Here is a 22,139-nt window from a genome sequence, read left to right on the forward strand (position 1 = left end):
GTACCGAACCACGATCAGTGGATCCGGAAACCTTGCCGCCACAGTCTAACCTGCCGGGCCACCTCGCCAGGCGGCGCCCCACACACCGGATTCTCCATGGCCACCGGCACGAATCCGACGCAGCCGACCCACGTTTCGACGAGATGGGCCGACAGCAGGGTCCGGCACCCCTGCGAGACACCTCCGGCCGATGCCCGGCCCGGAATCCGGCGATCGGCGTGACGGCAGAGTTGTCATGTCGCACAATCGTCGCAGCGAACGGGCTGGGAAGAGGAGATCATGAAAACTCGAAGGATGCTGCTCGCCGTGGCGGCGCTGGCGTTGCTGGTCGGCGGATGCGGGCCGGAGACGGCGAAACCGGTGGCGCAGTCGGTGACCGCGCAGCCGACGAAGTCGGCGGTGGCGGTGCACTCCGCGGGGCAGGTGCCGGTCGGGCCGGGGCCGCAGGGTACCTATACGGTGCAGGCGCAGCCCGCCGCCGGGAGCTGCCATGTCCGGACCACCGCGGACGGGCAGCCGTTGCCGGATCCGGCGTGTACGCCGGGGGCGACGAATCCGGCTGTGACACAGGCGAACATCGGTACCACCATCTGCCACAGCGGGTACACCGCCTCGATCCGGCCGCCGGCCGGGATCACCGATCGGGAGAAGGACGCCAACGCGAAGTCCTACGGCTACACCGGCGCTCTGCACGACGCCGAATACGACCACCTGATCTCCCTGGAGCTCGGCGGCGACCCCGACGACCCGCGCAACCTGTGGGTGGAGCCCCCGTCGCCGGGCCACCAGCCCGGTGGCGGCCCGAACAATCCGAAGGACGCGGTGGAGAACCAGTTGCACGAACTGGTGTGCAAGAACACGGTGCCGCTGGCCGAGGCGCAGAGTGCGATCGCGGGCGACTGGACGACCGCCCTCGCCGTCGTCGGGCACCCCGGCGGCAAGTGACAGCGTCGATCATTTCCCGGGGCGCGGAAGCCATCGGCACGCTCACGCTGATCCGCCGGGGACGGGCGGGATCACGCGGCGGACGAGTTGCGCGTGCGGTGACCGCGCCCCGGCGGCCCATCGACCGGAAATATGCTGTGGCGGTAAGGCATTCGGCGTCAGGCGGCTCGCCAGGTGTTGCGGTAGTCGCTGGGCGCCAGGTGGAGGTGGCGGGCGAAGGCGGCGCGCAGACCGGCGGCGGTGGCGAAGCCGGATTGCGCCGCGACGCGGTCGATGGTCAGGTCGGTGAGTTCGAGCAGTTCCTGAGCGCGCCGCAGGCGTTCGCGGACGAGCCAGTCGCCGGGGGTGCGGCCGTGCACCTCGAGGAAGCGACGGGTCAGTTGCCGCTCGCTGAGGTGTGCGTGGGCGGCCAGATCCCGTAGCCGGATCGGCTCGTGCAGGTGCGCGGTCGCCCATGCGGTGACCGCACTCAGTGAGGACGAGGCCGCCGGGGGCAGCGGGCTGAGAATGTACTGGGCCTGATCGGCGTCGCGGTGCGGCGGGGTGACCATGCGGCGGGCAAGGGCGTTCGCGACGGCCGTCCCATGGTCCTGCCGCACCAGTTCGATGCAGAGGTCGATGGCGGCGGCGGTGCCGGCGGAGGTGTGCACGCGGCCGTCGCTGGCACTGATGACGGCCTCGTCGACGATCACCCGCGGGAAGCGGCGGCGCAGTTCGTCGGCGTGCATCCAGTGCGTGGTGGCGCGGCGGCCGTCGAGCAGACCGGATTGCGCGACGACGAAGGCGCCGGAACACAGCGCGGCGATGCGCGCGCCGCGGGCGTGCGCCTCGACGATCGCGGCGACGAGGTCGGCGGGCTGCTCCGCGTGGACATTGGTGCAGGCGGGCACGATCACCGTGTCGGCCGCGGCCAGTTCGTCGAGCCCGAAGCGGGTGGTGGCGGCGAAACCGCCGGCGATGGTGGCCCCGGGTTCGGTGGCACACAGCTGGAATTCGTACCAGGGATCGACGAGTTCGGGCCGGGCGACACCGAACACCTCGCACGGCACGGCGAGCTCGAAAATGGGCGCATCGGGCATGACAGCGACCGCGACCCGATGGGTGTCGGTTTTCTTGCGCATGACGTCGATCATGACACTCGTCCCGGCAGCGCCACGAGTCTGGGATGAGATGGTGACGATAACGAAACAAGCCGCACCCCCCACCGAGTCGATCGGGCTGGTTCAGGGCGTCGCGCTCTACGTGTGCGCGATCCTCGGCGCCGGGGTCCTGGTGTTCCCCGGCCAGGCAGCCTCGCTCGCCGGTCCCGCCTCGCTGGTCGCCTGGGGGTTCAGCGCGCTGATGGGTCTGCCGCTGGCATTCACGTTCGCGGCGCTGGCCTCGCAGTTCCCCGACCAGGGTGGCGTCGCGACGTTCGCGGCCCGCGCCTTCGGGGCGTCGGCGGGCGGCATCGCGGGCTGGTGGTACTTCATCGCCGGTTCGGTCGGGCAGACCATCGTGCCGCTGACCGCCGGCTACTACGTGGCCGACGCGGTCGGCGTGGACCAGACCTGGGCCCCGGCGATCGCCGCGGTGATCCTCGCGGTCGCCCTCGCCGCCAACCTGGTCGGCCTGCGGCTGGGCGCACGGGTGCAGATCGGGCTCGCGGCCGGGGTCGCCGTGATCCTGCTCGCCGTGATAGCCGTTGCGGCGCCGCAGATCCGGGCCACCGAGCTGACCCCGTTCGCGCCGCACGGAGTATCCGGCATCGGGCAGGCGGTGGTCGTGCTGTTCTTCGCCTTCGCCGGCTGGGAGGCGATCGCGCATCTGTCGGCGGAGTTCCAGGACGTGCGCCGCAATCTGCCCCGCGCGACGCTGCTGACCATCCTCATCGTCAGCGTGCTCTACCTCGGCGTCGCGTTCGCCGTCGTCGGCACGGGCTCGTACGGGGACCGGGCCCTGGACCGCATCTCGCTCGGCGTCATCATCCAGCACGGGCTGGGCCTGTCCGCGGTGACGGTGGTGGCGGTCGCCGCGGTCGTCATCTGCCTCGGCACCACCAACGCGTTCGTCGCCTCGGTCTCGCGTCTGGGTTATGCCCTCGCCCGGGACGGCTGGGCTCCCCGCGTGCTGTCCCGGCAGAATCGGCACGGCGTCCCGTATCTGTCGGTGCTGGCCGTGGGAGCGATCGGCGCCGCCGGGCTGGTGGGGGCCGCGCTGTTCGGCTGGGGCACCGACGACATCGTCTTCGTCCCTTCGGTTCTCGTGCTCGCCACCTATCTGCTCGGCGCCACCGCGGCGGCCCGGCTGTTCCGCGGGTGGCTACGGTTGCTCGCCGTCGTCACGATCCTGCTGCTGCTGATCACGGTTCCGTTCGCCGGGTGGCGACTGCTGCTGCCCGTGGCGATCGCCGTCGTGGTCCTCGCCGCGGGAGCCGCCTCCCGAAACCGGGCCCGAGCCGCCGGTAACCGATAATTTTTCGCCGGGCCCCGGTCCGGCTGCACACAATTCCGGTAGGTGGTGTGCACGTGCACGTGCACACTCTCCCGAAACACTCGCCATTTATCCGATAACGCAAGAAATCGAATCATAACTTGACAGTTACATAGCCGTAGTGTTGAATCATCACGTCGGGACGACCGCGTCGTTCCGCGGAATATTTTTCACAAGTCCGGACACGACCGCCGCAGCGTTGCGCGTGGTTTACGGTGCCGTCTCCTAACTTCCCTCGAGCGAGGGGCGATCGCGAGATGCCGCACAGGATCTGATCGTCTTTCCAGGGATCTACGCCGCCCGGCAAGGGATGCACTGTGGAGCTGTCTCATTTCGACTCCGGTTGCCGAACAACGCCATATGAGCACTTCATATGCATCTCTCGACGGGGTGCCGTGATACCCCGGGGCCGATCCCGCGACGACGGCGTACGAATATGCCGATCATTTCCCGGAGCACCGCGAGCGGATCGCGTTGCCGAATCAATTGCTACCAGATCGCCCCATGGATCAGCTTCCACTCGGCTATCCGGAATAATATTTCGAATCAGGCTGAGCAGAGACATCCGGAAGTGCATCCGAGATCGATATCGTCGAGACCCTCGCCGCAATGCGGTGAGCTGACATCGAGGGCCGGCGGCGGCCCCGGATCCGACCCGGAGAATCCGATACGACCGGACAGCGTCGAAGAACGAACAACGGCAGTCGAGGAAATTCGATGACCAATTCCAAGGTTTACGATCTGATCGGCATAGGCTTCGGCCCGGCCAACGTCGCGCTGGCCATCGCGCTCGAGGAGGAGGCCGACGCGAACCTGCGCGCGGTGTTCCTGGAGAAGTCGCCGGTGCCGCAGTGGCAGGAGAACATGCTGCTCACCGGCTCCGACATCCAACACCACCCGGTGCGAGACCTGGTCTCCCTGCGCAACCCGCGCAGCCGGTACTCGTTCATCAACTACCTGCACGAGAACCGGCGCCTGATCGAACATCTCAACCTCCCGACCCCGTTCCCGCTGCGCACCGAGTACGCGGACTACGTGTCCTGGGTCCGCCGCAACCTGACCACCCGCGCCGACTACGGGGTGTCGGTGGTCCACCTCGGCTTCGACCCGGCGTCGGACCTGTACCAGGTCACCACCAGTGCCAGGGAAGTTATTCTCGCACAACAGATTTCACTCGGTCCCGGCCGCAGTCCGCTGATCCCCGGCCAATTCGCCGGGCTACTCGACTCGCGGCGGCGGGTGGTGCACCTGACCGACTACCTCCCGGCGGTACGCACCTTCGACCCGCGCACCGACGGCCGCATCGGCATCGTCGGCGGCAGCCAGTCGGCCGTCGAACTCGCCCTGGACATCCGCCGCCGCTTCCCGTCGGCCGTGGTCGACATCCTGACCCGCTCGTGGTCACTGCGCGCCAAGGACCACAGCCCCTTCAGCGAAGAGGTCTACACGCCCGGGTTCACCGACTACTATCACGGCTCGTCGAAGGCCGCGCGCCGCCGGCTGGACCGGTTCACCCGGCCGACGAACTACTCCGCCGCCGACCTGGACGTCCTCGAACGCCTCTACGTGGAGCTGTACGAGGACAAACTCGGCGGCCGGGTCCGCACCCGGATCTACGGTGACACCGAAATCCTGGACGCCACAACACCTTCCGACGACACCGTGGTCCTGGCCACGCGCAACGCCACCACCGGCGAGCACGACGAACTCGTCTTCGACCGGATCGTCCTCGCGACCGGGTTCCGCGACATGGGCAGCAACCCGGACAACGAACATCACCACCCGCTGCTGGAACACGTCCACCGGCAGTTGCGCACCGACGCCGAGGGCGACCTCGTCGTCGAACGCGATTACAGCGTCCACCCGGTCGCGGGAACGGCGCCGATCTACCTCAACGGATTGTGCGAGAGCACGCACGGCATCGGCGATTCCGGCTCCTTCAGCCTGTTGAGCCTGCGGGCCGAGGTGATCGCGCGCTCGATCATCGAAACCCGCGACCGGACCCCCCTCACCGTCACCGCCTGACACCGCGGACACGACAAGCACAGACGAGCGGAGACCTCATGACCACCATTCTCGATGCCTCGCATCACAACGACCTCGAGCTGTTCGCTGCCCGCACGCTGCCCGGACCACGGTCCGCGCGGCTGCTGGCCGATCAGGAACGGCAGGAGTCCAACGCCCGGACCTATCCCCGCCGGCTGCCGTTCGGGATCGCCTCGGCGCGCGGCTCGATCATCACCGATGTCGACGGGAACCACTACGTCGACCTGCTGTCCGGCGCCGGCGTGCTGGCACTGGGACATTCGCACCCCGAACTGGTGACGATCGCGCAGCGGCAACTGGAACTGTTCGTGCACGGGCTCGACATGCCCACACCCGTCAAGGCCGAGTTCACCGGCAAACTGCTCGCCCGGATCCCCGGCTACGACGCCGGCACCGGTAACTGGAAGGTCCACTTCTGCGGCCCCACCGGAGCCAACGCCGTGGACGCGGCGATCAAGCTGGCGCGCATCGCCACCGGCCGGCACGGCGTGATCAGCTTCCAGGGCGGCTTCCACGGCACCACCCACCTGACCATGGGCCTGACCGGGCTGCTGGCGCAGCGCGCGGGCATCGCCGGGATCGGTGACGGCGTGCACTTCCTGCCCTACAGCGACAGCCGCAATCACCCCGACCAGCGACCCGGCGACCACCGGTACCACACCACCCTCATCGAGAGCCTGCTGACCGATCCCAACGGTGGCATCCCGGCGCCGGCGGCCGTCATCCTGGAGATCGTGCAGGGTGAGGGCGGTGTGGTCCTCGGCGATCCGGTCTTCCTCGCGACCGTGGCGAATCTGGCGCACCGGCTCGGCGCACTGCTGATCGTCGACGAGATCCAGACTGGGTGCGGCCGGACGGGCACCTTCTTCGCCTACGAGCGGCACGGCATCCGCCCGGACGTGGTGTGCCTGTCCAAGGCCCTGTCCGGGATCGGGACGCCGATCTCGGTGCTGCTCTACCGCAGTGAGCACGACGTCTGGGGGCCCGGCACGCACACCGGCACCTTCCGCGGCAATCAGCTCGCCTTCGCCACCGGCAGCGCCTTCCTGGACATCCTCGATCGGGACGACGTCCTCGGCCACGTCGCGGCGATCGAGCGGACCGTCCGCGACACCCTGGGCCCGCTGCCGGAACGCTCACCGCACGTGTACGACGTGCGCGGGATCGGCGCGATGTGGGGGATCGAGTTCGTCGCGGACTCCGGCCGCCGCGACACCGGCGGCGCGCTCGCCCGCGCGGTGCAGGAACTGTGTGTGCGCCGCGGGATCGTCACCGAGGTCGGCGGCCGCAACGACAGCGTGCTGCGGCTGCTGCCGCCGCTGAACATCGACCTCGACCTGTTCGCCGAGGCCTGCGCGGTCATCGCGGCCGCGGTCGACGACGTCATGACGGCGGGAGCGGTGCGATGACCGCGCAGACGTCCGCACCGGTGGTGTGCATCGGATACGGCCCTGCCGGAATCGGTCTCGCGGCCGCGCTCACCGACCTGAGCTACCAGCCGCACCGGGAACCCGAGGCGGCCGGGCTGGCGGCGCGGGCGGTGTATCTGGAGCGGCGGCCCGAGGCCGGGTGGCAACCGGAACTGATGCTGGCGGGCACCGACATCCAGCACCACTACCTCCGGGATTTCGGCACCCCGCGCGATCCGCACACCCGCTTCGGTTTCGTCAACTATCTGCACGCACAGCAGCGTTTCTACGAATTCACCCAGCGCAGTGGATCTCCCGAGCGGGTGGAGTGGGACGACTACTGCCGCTGGGTCGCCGATCGGGCCGACGGCCACAAGCAGTACGGCGCCGCGGTCCGGGCCGTCCACCGCGACACCGCGGCCAACGGGACGCCGCCGGTGTATCGCGTCGAATACCACGACGAGGCCACCGGCCGCGCGCACGCGATCCGCACCCCGGCCGTGGTCGTCGCCACCGGGTACACCCCGCACATCCCACCGGAATTCGAGGTCGGCGATCGGCGGATCTTCCACTCCGAGCACTACCTGAGCCGCGTCGCCGGCCTGGATCGGCCGCGCTCGATCGCCGTCGTCGGCGCGGCCCAGACCGCCGGCGAGATCATCCTCGATCTGCGCAGCCGATTCCCCGGCGCCACCGTGCATTCGATCGTCCGCAACAACGGCTTCAGCATGTACGACCTGGGGCACTTCGTGAATCGCGCCTACTGGCCGCAGGAGCGGGCCGCGTTCGCCGCCTATCCCGCCGAGGTGCGCGCGGCGGTCTACGCCGGCCAGGCCCGGACCAATTACGCCGCCGTCGACCCGGACGTGTCCACCGCGCTCTACAACGACTGGTACCGCGGCCGGGTGCTGGGGGAGCAGCGGCTGCACCTGCACATCCGCAGCGCCGCCCGGATCATCGACGCCGGCAGCGCCACGATCACCGTCGACATCACCGATCGGCACACCGGCGGGCACCGGGACCGGATCGGGGTCGACGCGGTGATCCTGTGCACCGGCTACCTCCAGCCGACGATTCCCGAGGTGCTCATCCCGATCGCGGACGGCTTCGCCCTCGACGTGTACGGCGAACCCGTCGTCGACCCGGCCGGGCAGATCCGCTCCGCCGACCCCGGCCACGAATCCGGCGTCTACCTGCACGGGGTCGCCGAGCGGCAGCAGGGCATCGGCAGCGCGGCCTCGTTCAGCCTGCTCGCCGTCCGCTCCGGCGACCTCGCCGAATCGCTGGTCGCCGCCACCCGATCGCTGCCCACCGCCACCGCACCCGCCTGACAGCAGAAAGCAGACCGAACAATGCTGGTTTTCGATCTCGACAACGAACCCTGGGCCGAGGAGCACAGCTTCAACACCCTGTCCCGGCGCCTGTTCCCGTGGCACGATCTGCGCGAAATCAATTGGGGCGGTTCGTGGGTGAAGGTCCGGCCCGGGGAGACCACCACCCCGCACGCGCACGACGAGAAGGAGATGTACTTCGTCGTCGAAGGCACCGGATATTTCACGCACGGCGCCGAACGGGTCGAGGCCCGGCCCGGCACCACCGCGATCATGACACCCGGGGTGCACCATTCGCTCACCAACACCGGTCCCGGCGACCTCCTCTTCCTGGCCGTCTGGTGGACCGACGACCAGCACGTCCACGACCCGGCCCTGCCGTCGTGACCGGCGCGGGCCCGTTCGCCGTGGCGGTGGTCGGCGCCGGTGTGATCGGCGCCGGCATCGCCCACCACCTCCAGGTGCAGCACATCCCGACCATCGCGTTCGACAGCGCCGAACCCGGGCACCGCAGGAGCGCGGCCAGCGCCAATTCCGGCGGAATCGTCCGGGCGGTGCACACCGCGACCACCGAGACGGTGCTGACCGTCGAGTCGTCGCGGGCCTACCGCCGCATGGATCTCGCTTCGGAGGGCGGCCTCGGATACACCGCCGCCGGATTCGTGTTCATCACCGACCGCGGTCGGCGGCAGGCGATCCTCGACCGCGTCGCGCTGCTGCACTCGCTGGACTACCCCGCGCAGCTGCTGGACCATGCGCAACTGTCCCGCCGTTGGCCCGAGATCACCTGGCGGGCAGACGATCTCGGACTGTTCGAAGCCGCCTCCGGATCGGTGGACGTGCGGGCGGTGGTCGCGGCGTTCCAGCGCGGCCTGGTCACCCACGGCGGCGCGCTGGCGACCGAGACGGTGGTCTCGCTGGCCCCGGCGGCCGGGCGGCGCTGGCTCGTGACCACCGCCGACGGCGCGTCGTACACCAGCGCCGCCGTGGTGCTCGCGGGCGGCCCGCACACCGCGGATCTGCTGCGCACCCGCGGCCACGAACTGCCGATCGGCCCGGCCCGGATGGGTGTGGTGGAACTGGCCGTCACCGGCGCCGGTATCCCGCGGGAGCTGTCGTTCATCGACGACATCACCGGCGGCTATGCCATCTCGCGCGCCGACACCACCTATATCGGCGCGAACGGCCGTGTCGCACCGCATGATTCGCTCGGCAGCCTGACCGCGGCCGAATCCGGCGCGATCCGCGCCGCCGCGGCCGCCCGGCTGCCGGCCACCACGGAGATCCCGGTCGCGGACACCATGGTCGGCATCGATGCCACCACCGTCGACGGCCGGCCGATCATCGAAGAACTCGAACCGCGACTGTTCGTGTGCACCGGATTCTCCGGCGGCGGCGCGAAGATCGCCCCCGAGATCGGCCGCCTGACCGCGCAGTGGCTGCGCACCGGCGAACGTCCCTCGATCCTGTCCGGCTACGCCTTCCCGCGCCGGAAATCCGACGACCGACCCGATCAGGACGAAACCCATGACATCCGAGCGTTCTCGTATCTCTGACACGATCAGGCAGATCCTCCGCTCCGCGTACGCGAAAGACCCGGCCACCGGCACCGCGCTCGAGGCCCTCGCGCATCCCGGCGTGCAGGCCGCGGTCGCCCATCAACTCGCCCACCGGCTGCACAGCCACGGGCACCGCGCGCTGGCCCGCCTGCTCGCGACGCTGGCCCGGATCGTCACCGGCCTCGACGTCCATCCCGCCGCCCGCATCGACCCGACCGTCTTCATCGATCACGCCCTCGGGGTCGTGATCGGCGAGACAGCCACCATCGAGCACGACGCGATGCTCTACCACCATGTCACCCTCGGCTCGATCGGATGGTGGAAGGACAAGGGATTCGCGGTCCGCCACCCCACGATCGGCGCGCACACCGTCCTCTGCGTGGGCTCCTCGGTACTGGGCGCGATCACCGTCGGCGCGCACGTCATCGTCGGCGCGCACGCCGTGGTGCTCGCCGATGTGCCCGACAACACCCACGTCCGGGCCGGCAGCGTCTGGTCGGCCCGGCATCGCGATGCCGCGGAATCGGCCGGGGCGTCGCACATCCTGAGCACCCGCTGAACGAGCACCCTCCAGAACGAGCTCGGAGTTTTCCCATGTCGAATTTCATCGTCACGGCCGCCCCGCCGAACCCCAACGGCGATCTCCATCTCGGACATCTCGCCGGACCGTTCCTGACCGCCGACATCGCCGCTCGCGCACTGACTCTCGGTGGTCACACCGTCAGCCACGTCGGCTACATCGACGAGCATTCCTCGTACGTGGTGCGGCGCGCACGGGAACTGTCCACCGACCCCTACACCGCCGCCGCCGTTCTCGGCGACCGCATCGAGACCACCCTCACCCAGGCGAACATGCGTCCGGCCACCCTGGTGCGGCCGCTGCGCGACCCGTCGCACGACCGCCGCATCCACGAGGGTTTCGCCACGCTGTGGGCGGCCGGGCACATCGCCGTCGATCCCGACGCCGTGGTGTTCCACTGCACGACGTGCGCGCGGCATCTGTACGAATGCGAGATCCGCGGCGCCTGCCCGTTCTGTTCCGCTCCCTCCGACGGCGTCTACTGCGAGCAGTGCGGCACCCCGCAGCTGCCGACCGGGCTGCGCGATCCGCACTGCACCCGCTGCGGCGGAACCGATATCACCACCGCGCGGCACCGCCGGCTGATCCTCGACATCGAGAAACTGCGGCCACAGTTGCGCGAGGTGCTCACCGCGGTGACCCCGCGCCCCCGCACCCTGCACTACCTGCACGAGCAACTGTCCCGGCCGCTGGCCCCGGTGCCGATCAGCCGGATCGGCGATTACGGTGTGCCCGTGCCGATTCCGGGCTGGGAGGGCCATTTCCTCGACACCTGGTTCGGCGGCGTCTTCGGATACGTCAACGCCGCCGATCTCGACAACCGCCGCCGGCGCCGATTCGACACGGCCAGCCCGTGGCTCGACGAGAACATCGACGTGGTCGAGGCCTTCGGCTTCGACTGCTCCTTCTCCCACGTGATCCTGTGGAACGCCATCGCGCTGTGGTCGAAATGGCCGGTGCGCCTGAACTATCTGAGCAACGAGTTCTACCAGCTGGACGGGCTCAAGTTCTCCACCAGCCGCGGCCACGCCATCTGGGGAGCGGACTACCTGCCCACCACGTCGTCGGACATCCTGCGCTTCTACATGGCTCTGACCGGACCGGAGACCGAGACGAGCTCGTTCGGTGAAGCCGCGTACCAGGATTTCGCGACCCGGTACCGGCACGCGATCCGGGAACTGTTCCGGATCGCCACCGCCACCGGCACTCCCACCGCCGCCACCACCGGCACACCCCCGCAGATCGAGGCCGTCGTCAAACAATGCGAGGCCGCCTACCTGCCGCACACCTTCAGCGCCAGGGCCGCCGCGACGGTGCTCGCCGAACACGTGATCGACGACGACACCCTGCTGCGCCGGCTCGAGGCGAGTGCCCCCGAGGCCCGCGCGGCGGCCTTCGACGCCCTGCTGCGGGCATTCCAGCCGCTGTCGCCCTATTGGACCACCCATCAGCTGGTCCAGCTGGGCCGGACCCCCGCGATCGACCTGGACGCGCTCGTGCGGCCCGCGACGGCACAGACCACCGCGAGCCGGTCCGACCCGGCGCGCACGCTCACCGTCTGAGCCATGACCAGCGCCTCCTCCGGGCCCCCGGTGCGGACGATCGTGGTCTCGGTGCTCGGGTCCGGCACGATTCTCGCCGGACTCTGGGCGCCGGGACTGCCGTGGCCGGAACGCACGGTGTTCACCGTGCTCTACATCGCGACCACGATCGCCGTCGCCACGGGCTTCGCGCGCCGTCCCGGCACCGAGCCGTGGCGGCCCGCCGTCCGCACCGGCCTGTACGTCTTCGGGATCGCCGGTGGCACCTGGGCGCTCACCGCGGTTCCCGCACTGATGCTGACGCAGGCCCACGCACCGCCACCGCTGCGAGCCGCGATCGTCTTCCTGGCCCTGGCGGTCTTCGCCACGGTCGAATTCCCCGCCGCGGTCGTCACCACCTTGTTCGTGGCCGCGCTGGCGATCGTCGTCGCCACCCGCCTGTCGATCACCGAAACCGTGCTCGGCGCAACCGATCCCGCAACCCGCCGCCCGCTGCTGGTGCTCTACGCATGTCTCCCGGTCTCGCTGACCATCGTCGGATGGGAACGCCTGGCCGCCACCACCGCCACCGGCCGGCGCACCCTGCTCGCCGTCGGCACCACCTTGGCGGTCACCGTGGCCGTGATCTGGGCGCACCTCCCGGCAACCTCGCACGATGCCGAGACATACACGGCGACAACGGTATCCGTCATCCTCGCGGGCTACGCCGGCCGCAACCTCCGGACCCTGGCGAACCTGCTCGGGGTGACCCGGTACGTCCGCTGCGCAATCCTCACCGCCGCAGCAGGTTACACCGTCGCCGCCCTGCTCCTCGCCGCAGCCGCGCCATGGGCCGCACTGCTCCCGCTGACCTTTCCGGCCGTGGCCACCGCCTGCCTGTACACCCCCGTGGTGATGAGAACATCGGTGCCGCACTTCGCTCCCCACCCGTCGACCACCACCGAGAGGACCGATGCCCCGTGACCGCGACCCCAGGTCACCGGCTCGCATTCACGACGTTCTTCGTCCTGAAGCAGGCCTACGGACATCCCGAGGTACGAGATTTCGAGGACGCCGAACCCGCGGTGTTCGAAACTGCCGACACCGCCGACGGTTTCGTGGACCGAGCGAGATCCGAAGAATCCGAACCCCTTCCGGCCACTGCCACCAACTTCGACCGGAACTGGGGCCCCTGGGGCAGGTTCGCCGTCCCGGTCTTCTACACCGAACCCGTCGCGCCGGGCCGCGATCGCAGATCCTCCACCCTGAGCATCTGGCGCGACATCACCACCGTCCGGAACTACGTATACTCCGGCCTCCACCGGGACGCCCTGAAACGCCGCACCGACTGGTCCGACCCGACCACCCGCACCCCCAACCACGCCGCCTGGTGGATCCCGTCCGACCGCATCCCGACCTGGTCCGACGCCGTGGCCCGCCTGGAACAACTACACACCGAAGGCCCCACCCCGAACACCTTCACCCTGCGCACCGCCTTCCACTCCGACGGCTCCATCTGCCGGCCCTGACCGGATTCCCCTGCCGCAGTGGCCGACTCGATCGGCTCGGCACCGGGGTAAGGTCCGTAGCGCGGGTTCGCCGTGCAACTCGTCCGGCTCGCCGACTCGAACTCGCACCGGATGGGGCACGACGAAAGGACATCCCACAATGACCCGAGCCGCCGTCATCGACGCCGCGCGCACACTGGCGATCACCAGCACCGACCGGCCCGTCCCCGGCCCCGGCGAGGTGCGGATCGAGGTCGCCTACTGCGGGCTGTGCGGCTCGGACGTCCACCTGTTCTTCGATCCGCCCGAACCGACCGTCGGGCACATCCTCGGCCACGAATTCTCCGGCATCATCGACGCCGTCGCCGACGACGTCATCGACTGGTCGGCCGGCGACCGGGTCGTGGTGCTCCCGATCGCACCGTGCGGGCAGTGCCGCGCCTGCCTCGGCGGCGACGACAACGCCATCTGCCTCATCGGCCTGATGGCCGGTCCCGGCCTCGGACGCCCCGGCGGGCTGGCCGATTCGGTCACCGTCCCGGCCCGGATGCTGCACCGGATCCCCGACGGCCTGAGCCTGCGCGACGCCGCGCTCACCGAACCCCTGGCCGTCGCGATGCGCGGGGTCTCGCACGCCGCCGTCGGCCCCGGTGACACCGTCGTCGTCTTCGGCGCGGGCCCGATCGGGCTGCTCACCGCCGCGGCGCTGCACGCCCGCGGCATCGAGCACGTCCTGGTCGTCGAACCGAATCCCGAACGGCGCACGGTGGCAGCGGGATTCGGGGTCACCGTGGCGACCCCGGACACCGCCGCCGAGGCGCTGGCCACCCTGCCCGGCCCGGCGCACGCCGTCATCGATTGCAGCGGGCACTCCAGCGTCCCCGCACAGGCCGTCGGGCTGCTCGGTTACGCCGGTCGCCTGGTGATCGTCGGACTGCCCACCGTCCCCGCCGAGATCCCGCTGCTCGGCCTGACGATCAACGAACTCCACATCATCGGCTCCACCGCCTACAGCACCCGCGACTTCGGCGAGTCGCTGCGAGCCCTGGCCACCGGCCGGATCGACGTCGACGCCCTGATCACCTCCGTCGTCGGGCTCGACGCCGCGGACGCGAAGATCCACGAACTGCACAGCGGCGCCAGCAGCGATGTCAAGGTGCTGATCGCGCACACGACCCGCGCCGGTGCTCGTAGGGCTTGACCTGGAGCGCGCTCCAGCTCCTACAGTCGATCCCATGAGCACCGGAACCAGCGAAAACGCACCGCCACGAGGCGAAGAGCCGAGTTTGGGCATCGCACAGGTCGCGGAACGGACCGGACTGTCGATCGATACCCTGCGGTACTACGAGAAGGCCGGTCTGATCGAGCCCGTCGGCCGCACGTCCGGCAATCAGCGCCGCTATCGGGTGGCCGACCTGGATTGGCTGGATTTCCTGCTGCGGCTGCGCGAAACCGGCATGTCGATCGCCGACATGCAGCGGTTCGCGGTGCTGCGCGCCGGCGGCGATCCCACGATCGCGCAGCGACTGGCGATGCTGCGCGAGCACCGCGACGATCTGGAACAACGCATCCGCGACCTGCGCCGCAACGCCACCGCGCTGGACCGGAAGATCGACGATTACGTCCGGATGCTGATCCGGCAACCGGGAGGGGAGAACGGGAAATGAGCACGACCGCAACGGAATACGAGAACGAGCGCTTCGACCGCGGCATGGCGGTGCTCGACCGGGTGGACGGCGACGGCGGCCGCCGGGTCATCGACGCGCTCGCCGACATCTCCCCCGAGCTGGGCCGTCAGGTGGTGGCCTGGGGTTTCGGCGACATCTACAGCCGCCCCGACCTCGCCCCGCGCGACCGCCAACTGGTGACCCTGGGCATGCTCACCGCGCTCGGCGGCTGCGAACCGCAACTCGAGGTGCACATCAACGCCGCGCTCAATGTCGGCCTGCGGCAGGAGCAGATCGTCGAGGCGCTCCTGCATTCGGCGGTGTACTGCGGGATGCCCAAAGCCCTGAACGCCACCTTCGTCGCGAAGAAGGTCTTCACCGACCGTGGGCTGTTGCCGGTGGCCGCCACGGACTCGTGACCTTCACGGTTTCGGCTGCGTACAGCCGGATCAGGGCGAGGACGGCGATCGGGACCATAGCGAACAGCCCACCCGCCGGCGAGGCCGTGCAGACGTCCGGTCTCCGACGGACGGGCGCGGCGGCGAGTATGCTTCGGCGTGCCGGGGATTCGAGGCAGCCGACCAGGGGGAGAATTCGTATGGATCCGGTGACGGTGATCGTCCCCGCACGGGTCGCCGGGAAGGCGGGGATCGAGACCCCCGATGCCGGTCGCGGACACATCACCTGCTGATGTCCGACTTCCGACCGCACGCCGAAGATCATGCACGGCAGCTGAACGTCGCGGGCGACAACAGCGGGCCGATCACATTCCAGACCACCGTTCATCACCCGCCCGGACCGAAACTGGGGTGGGCGATCATCATCGGCGTCGCGGTGGTCGTCGTCCTGGTGATCGCCGCGATCCTGATCGGAGGCGACCGGACCACCCGGGCCCCCACGACGGCGGCGCCGGCGGTCACCACGACGATCGCCGCGCCCGCGCCCGCCCCGTCCGCCTCGCAGGCAGCCCCGCCCGCGCCCGCCACCGCCGTCACCTCCTGCCACACCGCCGATCTGCGAATCAGCCTGGCGGGCAGCACATCTCCGCTGCCGGGAACCGAGCAACAGGTCGCGTTCCAGAACATCTCGGCGCATCCGTGCACCCTCCTCGGTTTTCCGGACATCGAGATGATCGGCCAGGCCGACAGCGGACCGGAGGACGTCCATCTGCCGACGACGACGTACAAGCCCGCGATCCTCGAGACGTTGCTGCCGCAGCAGACCGTGACGGACACGATCGTGAACATCTATGTGCGCACCCCGGCCGATCCGGACCGGGCCACATCCGCGACCTTCGTGCCCGCCCACCTCCTCGTCACCCCGCCCGGCGAGACCGGTTCGGTGACCCTCGGCTGGCCCTGGCCGCGCTACATCGTCGACGACCTGTTCGGGGCCACCCACCTGCATCCGGCCCTGCTGCCGATCGGTGTCCCATCGAGCTGACGGGTTCGATGCGCGGCGCGCCTTCCACCTGTCCTACGACGACACCAACTGCAACGGAAGTCGGCGAGGCGTCGCGGGCCGAGATTCCCGGGTAGCCCCGGGTGGCCGGATGCCGCCCCGCCGCGGGCGGCATCCGGCCGCGCACAGCGCTTCTCAGCGTCCTCTCAGCGCGACTCGGGCAGACTCCGGGTCGGCGCACCGCGCCGGTAACCTCCCCCTCTGCTGAAGGTAATTCGTTGAGTACCAAGCACGCTGGTTCGCTGTCGGCGGCGTTCACCCGCCCCGGAGCGCTGCGCGTACCGAAGATCATCGTGGCGTTCTGGATCGCCAAGGCGCTGTCGACCGCGCTGGGCGAATCCGGCTCGGACTTCCTCGTCACCACGATCGACCCGCCGATCGCCGTCGGCCTCGGATTCGTCGCCTTCCTGGCCGCGCTGGCATGGCAACTGCGGGCCGGTCGCTACGTCGCATGGCTTTATTGGACGACGGTGGTGATGGTCGGCGTGTTCGGCACGATGGCCGCCGACGTCATGCATGTGGCGCTCGGCGTCCCGTATCCGGTGACAACGGTGGTGTACGCGGGCCTGCTGACCACGGTGTTCGTGGTCTGGTACCGGCTGGAGGGCACCCTGTCGATCCACGAGGTCGACACCACCCGCCGCGAACTGTTCTACTGGGCGGCAGTGGCCGCCACCTTCGCGATGGGCACCGCACTCGGCGACCTCACCGCCTACACCCTGCACCTGGGTTACGCCGCCTCGGTCCTGCTGTTCGCCGTCCTGATCGCGATCCCGGCGATCGGCCGCCGCTGGTGGAATCCGACCGCGACCTTCTGGACCGCCTACGTCCTCACCCGCCCCCTCGGCGCGTCCGTCGCGGACTGGCTGGCCAAACCCCGCCACACCGGCGGCGTCGGACTCGGCGACGGCCCGGTGATCGCGATCCTCGGGCTACTCATCCTCGCCACGGTCACCTGGCTGGCCGTGACTAAGGCCGATGTCCAAGGCACCGGCGCCGCTGCGGCGGACGGTATGCCGACCGGTTCCCGGCACGGTCACAGCAAGTGATCGTCGCCGCCCAGGACCGGACTGCCGGAGCCGGCCACCGGGATTCGGACCATCCGAACCCTGGTCGGCACCTCGTACTCGCCGTCGACGGAACAATGCTCACCACCACATTCGGCAGCCGCATCATGCCGAGCACGTGATCGGCGGTTCGAAGCAGACCCGGCATGATGACCGGCGCTAACCACGGTGTCGGCCGGGAAGCGTGGAGCCCGGTGGGAGCTGTCAGTGGTGGCCGTGCTGGGACACCGTCACGGCGGGTGCGGTCTGGGAGTGGGCCGGTGCGTGCACGGCCTCGGCGGCGACGACGCCACCGGCGGCGATCACGCCGATCGCCGCCACCGCACCCACCAGCCAGCCGGCGCGGCGGCGGGAGTTGAACCGGGGAGGGGCCGGGGCGGGCTGGGGGCGGGATGCCTTGGAACGGGCGTCCGGGGTGGGACGCGGACGACGGACGGATTCGGGCGACGGCGGGATCACCCGGTGCGCGGCCGCGGGAGGCCGGGTCGCGATCCGGCGGGCGGCCAGGGCGGCCGCGCCGCGCACCGCGGTGGTGGCCGGATCACGCAGTACGACAACGGGTGCCGTGATCTCCGCCGACAGCTGTTCGGTCAGCAGTGGCAGCGCCGATCCACCGCCGGACAGCAGGACCCTGGGCCGCGGTTCGGCCGAGCGCTCGGCACCGCGGGCGGCCTGCACTCGCTCGGCCTCCTCGACGCGGGCGGCGACCCGATCCACCACCGGTCGCATCGAATCCTCCACCAGCGCTTCCAGTTCCGCGCGCACCAGCCGGTGCGCGTACCGGATCCCGGGCAATTCCACGTCGACGGTGACGGCGGGGCAGGCGGACAGTTGCTCCTTCGCCACCCGAATCCGGTTGCGCAGCAGCTCTATCGCACGGACATCCGCGATGGCCGCGGGATCGAAGCCCGGCTCGGTCTCCGCCACGGCCGACAAAAGGTGTTGCAGCAGTAGCGAATCCACCAGATCACCGCTGAATTCGGCGGAACGCTCGGTGTGCCGTAGCCGCATCCGGCCCGTGCTGTCCGGCGTGAGCACCGACAGATCGGTGTAGCGCGCGCCCACATCGCACAACACGACGGCGCCCGGCCCGGACACCGCCGGCCCTTCGGCGGCAGCGATCAGCGTTGCCTCCGCCTCGTCAACCAGCGTGACCGGAAATGCCAGCCGCGCCAACGCATTGCGCAACTGCTGCGAAGCGTGATCGCTCCAGCAGGCGGGATGCGCGAGCATCACCTCGTCCCCGGCCCCGGCCAGGCACCCGATCGCCGTCGCCAGTAGTTCGGCCCCGGTGTACGGGTGATCACCGGCGAACAGCGGTACGGGATCGCCCACCCGCTCGGTGAAATCCCGGAACACGGCGCCACGCCCGGCCTGCTCGGCGGCCAGGGCGGCCCGGCCCAGCACCGGCGGCGCACCGTCGGCGAGGTGCAGCACCGCCGGGACCCGCTTCCACTCACCACCGGATACGCACACCATGAACGCGTCCGATCCGACCCCGATGCCGACTGCTCGACCCATGTTCGCGATCCTTTCCGCCGCGCCCCTCGCCGTCCGAGGTGGCATGCCCTGCGACGCTAATCGGGCCCGCTGCGTGGTCCCCGGGGAAAATGCTGGGCATTCGCTGGGAGCGCGAATTCGGCCCACCACCAATCTCGAGCCGACTCGAACCGAGCAACCAGACCGCATCACTACCTTCACCGGAAAGAGCACTCACGCCGAATTTCCGGAGAAGGAGATCCACCATGGCCACCGCCACCGAATTCGGGGCAGAAGTCGCGCTCGACCAGCCAGGTTCACCGACCGACACCCAGGCACCCGCCCCCGAGGGATCGAATCGGATCGGCGGCGACCACCACACGGCAGCCCGCCCCGACGGCCGGGTGCACACCCCACCCCACGCCGATTTCGGCGGCCTCACCGGCGCGGACGCCTACCGCAGCGGAACCGGCCGTTCCCCCTGGAACTTCGGCAACCACAATTCCCCCCATACCGATCCCCACCAGACTGCCTTCCCCTCCGACCACGGCACCGACTTCGACCATCGCGACGAACTCCACGGAAACAACATCGCTTTCCCCGGCACCGACCACGACGGCCGATCCGGCGACAACCACAATCAGCAGAACGACCATTCGCGCAACGGCGACAATCACGGCACCGACCGCAACGGCTGGGCAGGCGACGACCGCAACCAGCAGAGCGGCCATTCTCGGGGCGACCAGAACCGCGGCACGCACTACAACGACACCCACGATCAGCAAGACGGCCGCTCCCGTGGAGGCGACACCCGTGGCCACGACCGCGGCAGCCGGTCGGGCAACACCCATGACGAGCAGGGCGGTCACTCCCGCAGCGGTGACTATCGGGGTGCCCGCAACGACGACCGTGGCGGCCGATCGGGCGACTCCCGTGGCCACGACGACCACGGGACCCGCGACAATGGCCGCGACACCCGCGCGGATTTGGGTCGCGGCCACCAGGACGGCAGCGGTGGGCGGTCGAACCAGCAGGGCGATTCCCGCGGGCGAGATGCGCGCGGTCCGCACGACGGTGACCGTGGAGGCAGCGCAGACGGCTCGAATCGTCAGGACGGCCGCGACGGAACGCACGGTGGACGGTCCGGTGCCACCGATCATGCCGGGGGACAGCAGAATTCGCGCGGTGAAGACCGTGGGCACGATGGTGATCGGACCCATCAGACCGGTCTGACCGGCATCGGCCGGGACACCCACGGCAACAGTGACCGCGGTGATCACGTCGGTGGCGGCGACCGCACAGGTTCGAGTGGGAGCCACGACGGCCGACACGACCCGAGCGGCAACAGCCGCAACGGTGATGCCGGACGTTCACAGCGACAGCACAGCGACGCAGGACATGCTCAGCAGCGGAACGGCGACGCCGGGCACGCTCAGCAACAGCACAGCGGCGTGGGACACACGCAGCAGCAGCGCGGCGAAACCGGACACTCTCAGCAGCAGAACGGCGACACCGGACATTCGCAGCAGAACGGCGGCACAGGGCACGCACAGCAGCAGGCCGGCGCTGCGGGGCATGCGCAGCAGCGGGGTGGCGCTGCGGGGCATGCGCAAGGGCAGAACGGTGGTGGTGATCGGCACGAGTCGGGCGGTGACCGCGGGGCGAACGTGGGACACGCTGCGGCGCAAGGGGACAGCCGGGCCGGATCCGCGCGGGACGAGCATCGTTCGAGCGGGTCGGCGGATGTCCGGGCCGCGAACGGCGAGTCCCGTCCGGCGGCCTCGCAGGGTACCGAGGCGCGGTCGGTGACCGGTTCGCAGTCCAGTGACATCCGTTCCGCGACACAGGGTTCCACTGCGCAGGGTTCCGCCGCCGACACCAGCACGCAGGTACACACCTGGCAGTCGACGTCGGGGCTGTCCTCGACGACCTCGGTGGGCTCGGTCGGCACCTCGGCCTCGCTGGGCCAGTCGACCACGGCCAACGTCTCCCATGCCGCGACGACGGTCGCGGCGACCGATGCCACCGCCGTGGCTGCCGCGCAGCCGGTGACGGTCACTCCGGTTTCCGCCTCGACCACCGTCAGCGCCGCGGATGCCTCACTGGCGACCACGGTTTCGCAGGCGACCACCGGGACGGCCGCGAGCGCCGAGGCGCAGTCGGCCGGGACCTCGGCCGCCGACGCCTCGCATTCGGCGACCATCGGTACCTCGGCCGGAAGTACCGGCGCAGCATCGGCCACGCCCGGTTCCCTCAGCGCCACAGCCGGTTCCACCGCCATCGACACGTCGCACTCGACCGGCACGACCGCGGGAAGCACCGGCACCGCGTCGGCCACCTCCGGTTCCACCGGCGCCACAGCCGGTTCCACCGCTACCGACACGTCGCACGCGGCGACCACCGGTACCGCGGCGAGCACCGCCGCCGACACGTCGCACTCGACCACAACCGGCAACGCCGGATCGACCGCGACCGACACCTCGCACGGGACCGGTACGACCTGGAGCACCGGCGGCACCACCGCGGCGAGCACAGCCGCAAGCGCCGACACCACCACGGGCACATCCAATTCCACCGACACCTCGCACACCGCCGGCACCTCGAGCGCGGCCCCGCAGGCCGATCTCGGTGGCAGCAGCACCACCGGTAGCACGGTCGGCACGCACACCGGTGCGGATGTGTCTGCCTTGCAGGCGAGTACGACCACGAGTACGACCGGGACGGCGGCTACCGGATCCACGACCGCCGCCGATACTTCGGGTGGCAGCGCATCCTCGTCCGGCACCGGTACGTCCGCGTCCGGCACGAGTGCGAATTCGTCCGGCACGACCGCGAATACGGCCACTCACACCGACAGCACCGCGGCGACCGATGCCGGGACCGCGACCACCGCCACGCATACCGATGTGACCGCGGGCACGAGCAGCACAGCCGATCACAGCAGCGGCAGCCTGACCGATTCACACTCGGGCAGCCTGTCCAGCGGGCTGACCTCTGGGACCGACTCGTCGGCCACCACCCACACCACGACCGATACCGGCCACGACAGCTCGACCTTGTTGCAGCACTGACCATCGCCGCGATCCCGCCGGAAT

Annotated in this window: 21 protein-coding genes; 17 read left to right on the forward strand and 4 right to left on the reverse strand. The window is 70.0% G+C overall.

Annotated features, from left to right (window positions below; all coding sequences use genetic code 11):
• The first annotated feature begins 279 nt into the window (after window positions 1–279).
• On the forward strand, window positions 280–945 hold the full coding sequence (locus LBW94_RS06395) for a hypothetical protein (RefSeq protein ID WP_225060220.1): 666 nt from the start codon (window positions 280–282) through the stop codon (window positions 943–945).
• 158 nt (window positions 946–1,103) lie between these two features.
• On the opposite strand, the gene LBW94_RS06400 is transcribed toward LBW94_RS06395, so the two are convergent.
• On the reverse strand, window positions 1,104–2,066 hold the full coding sequence (locus LBW94_RS06400; RefSeq protein WP_225060219.1) for a GlxA family transcriptional regulator: 963 nt from the start codon (window positions 2,064–2,066) through the stop codon (window positions 1,104–1,106).
• A gap of 49 nt (window positions 2,067–2,115) precedes the next feature.
• On the opposite strand from LBW94_RS06400, the gene LBW94_RS06405 reads away from it, so the two are divergent.
• The 15 genes from LBW94_RS06405 (at window position 2,116) to LBW94_RS06475 (ending at window position 17,547) form a co-directional block, all read left to right on the forward strand.
• On the forward strand, window positions 2,116–3,399 hold the full coding sequence (locus tag LBW94_RS06405) for an APC family permease (protein WP_225060218.1): 1,284 nt from the start codon (window positions 2,116–2,118) through the stop codon (window positions 3,397–3,399).
• 735 nt (window positions 3,400–4,134) lie between these two features.
• Window positions 4,135–5,442 (forward strand): SidA/IucD/PvdA family monooxygenase, encoded by a 1,308-nt coding sequence (locus LBW94_RS06410; RefSeq protein WP_225060217.1) that lies wholly within the window; start codon window positions 4,135–4,137, stop codon window positions 5,440–5,442.
• Between the two features lie 38 nt (window positions 5,443–5,480).
• Window positions 5,481–6,872: an aspartate aminotransferase family protein gene (locus LBW94_RS06415; RefSeq protein WP_225060216.1), complete on the forward strand. Its 1,392-nt coding sequence runs from the start codon at window positions 5,481–5,483 to the stop codon at window positions 6,870–6,872.
• Window positions 6,869–8,203 carry a SidA/IucD/PvdA family monooxygenase gene (locus tag LBW94_RS06420; protein WP_225060215.1) on the forward strand — a complete coding sequence of 445 codons (1,335 nt, stop codon included), beginning with the start codon at window positions 6,869–6,871 and terminating at the stop codon, window positions 8,201–8,203. Before LBW94_RS06415 ends, LBW94_RS06420 begins: the two co-directional genes overlap by 4 nt.
• Window positions 8,204–8,224: 21 nt before the next feature.
• On the forward strand, window positions 8,225–8,590 hold the full coding sequence (locus LBW94_RS06425; RefSeq protein WP_225060214.1) for a cupin domain-containing protein: 366 nt from the start codon (window positions 8,225–8,227) through the stop codon (window positions 8,588–8,590).
• The gene (locus tag LBW94_RS06430; protein ID WP_225060213.1) at window positions 8,587–9,759 is read left to right on the forward strand and encodes an NAD(P)/FAD-dependent oxidoreductase; all 1,173 of its coding nucleotides are present in this window, start codon (window positions 8,587–8,589) and stop codon (window positions 9,757–9,759) included. The genes LBW94_RS06425 and LBW94_RS06430 overlap by 4 nt, the downstream gene beginning before the upstream one ends.
• Entirely contained in the window at window positions 9,731–10,321 is a 591-nt protein-coding gene (locus LBW94_RS06435) for a serine O-acetyltransferase (protein WP_225060212.1), read from the forward strand. Before LBW94_RS06430 ends, LBW94_RS06435 begins: the two co-directional genes overlap by 29 nt.
• A 35-nt stretch (window positions 10,322–10,356) precedes the next feature.
• On the forward strand, window positions 10,357–11,904 hold the full coding sequence (locus LBW94_RS06440) for a class I tRNA ligase family protein (RefSeq protein WP_225060211.1): 1,548 nt from the start codon (window positions 10,357–10,359) through the stop codon (window positions 11,902–11,904).
• Between the two features lie 3 nt (window positions 11,905–11,907).
• Window positions 11,908–12,846, forward strand: a complete 939-nt coding sequence (locus LBW94_RS06445) for a hypothetical protein (RefSeq protein ID WP_225060210.1) — start codon at window positions 11,908–11,910, stop codon at window positions 12,844–12,846.
• Window positions 12,843–13,391 (forward strand): DUF3291 domain-containing protein, encoded by a 549-nt coding sequence (locus tag LBW94_RS06450; RefSeq protein ID WP_225060209.1) that lies wholly within the window; start codon window positions 12,843–12,845, stop codon window positions 13,389–13,391. The genes LBW94_RS06445 and LBW94_RS06450 overlap by 4 nt, the downstream gene beginning before the upstream one ends.
• Before the next feature lie 139 nt (window positions 13,392–13,530).
• The gene (locus tag LBW94_RS06455) at window positions 13,531–14,571 is read left to right on the forward strand and encodes a zinc-dependent alcohol dehydrogenase (RefSeq protein WP_225060208.1); all 1,041 of its coding nucleotides are present in this window, start codon (window positions 13,531–13,533) and stop codon (window positions 14,569–14,571) included.
• Window positions 14,572–14,605: 34 nt separating this feature from the next.
• On the forward strand, window positions 14,606–15,037 hold the full coding sequence (locus tag LBW94_RS06460) for a MerR family transcriptional regulator (RefSeq protein ID WP_225060207.1): 432 nt from the start codon (window positions 14,606–14,608) through the stop codon (window positions 15,035–15,037).
• The gene (locus LBW94_RS06465) at window positions 15,034–15,456 is read left to right on the forward strand and encodes a carboxymuconolactone decarboxylase family protein (RefSeq protein WP_225060206.1); all 423 of its coding nucleotides are present in this window, start codon (window positions 15,034–15,036) and stop codon (window positions 15,454–15,456) included. Before LBW94_RS06460 ends, LBW94_RS06465 begins: the two co-directional genes overlap by 4 nt.
• Window positions 15,457–15,727: 271 nt before the next feature.
• Window positions 15,728–16,480: a DUF4232 domain-containing protein gene (locus LBW94_RS06470; RefSeq protein ID WP_225060205.1), complete on the forward strand. Its 753-nt coding sequence runs from the start codon at window positions 15,728–15,730 to the stop codon at window positions 16,478–16,480.
• A gap of 236 nt (window positions 16,481–16,716) precedes the next feature.
• Window positions 16,717–17,547: a hypothetical protein gene (locus tag LBW94_RS06475; RefSeq protein ID WP_225060204.1), complete on the forward strand. Its 831-nt coding sequence runs from the start codon at window positions 16,717–16,719 to the stop codon at window positions 17,545–17,547.
• Window positions 17,548–17,769: 222 nt separating this feature from the next.
• On the opposite strand, the gene LBW94_RS06480 is transcribed toward LBW94_RS06475, so the two are convergent.
• From LBW94_RS06480 to LBW94_RS06490, 3 genes are all read right to left on the reverse strand, one after another.
• Complete coding sequence (locus LBW94_RS06480; RefSeq protein ID WP_225060203.1) at window positions 17,770–19,086, reverse strand: Hsp70 family protein; 1,317 nt, start codon at window positions 19,084–19,086, stop codon at window positions 17,770–17,772.
• Between the two features lie 275 nt (window positions 19,087–19,361).
• Window positions 19,362–20,204 carry a hypothetical protein gene (locus LBW94_RS06485; protein ID WP_266270050.1) on the reverse strand — a complete coding sequence of 281 codons (843 nt, stop codon included), beginning with the start codon at window positions 20,202–20,204 and terminating at the stop codon, window positions 19,362–19,364.
• Between the two features lie 210 nt (window positions 20,205–20,414).
• Window positions 20,415–20,684, reverse strand: coding sequence for a hypothetical protein (locus LBW94_RS06490; protein ID WP_225060201.1), 270 nt, complete (start codon window positions 20,682–20,684; stop codon window positions 20,415–20,417).
• Between the two features lie 165 nt (window positions 20,685–20,849).
• On the opposite strand from LBW94_RS06490, the gene LBW94_RS06495 reads away from it, so the two are divergent.
• The gene (locus LBW94_RS06495) at window positions 20,850–22,115 is read left to right on the forward strand and encodes a hypothetical protein (RefSeq protein WP_225060200.1); all 1,266 of its coding nucleotides are present in this window, start codon (window positions 20,850–20,852) and stop codon (window positions 22,113–22,115) included.
• Window positions 22,116–22,139: the final 24 nt, after the last annotated feature.

This window comes from Nocardia sp. alder85J, from assembly GCF_020176955.2.
Taxonomy (GTDB): Bacteria; Actinomycetota; Actinomycetes; order Mycobacteriales; family Mycobacteriaceae; genus Nocardia.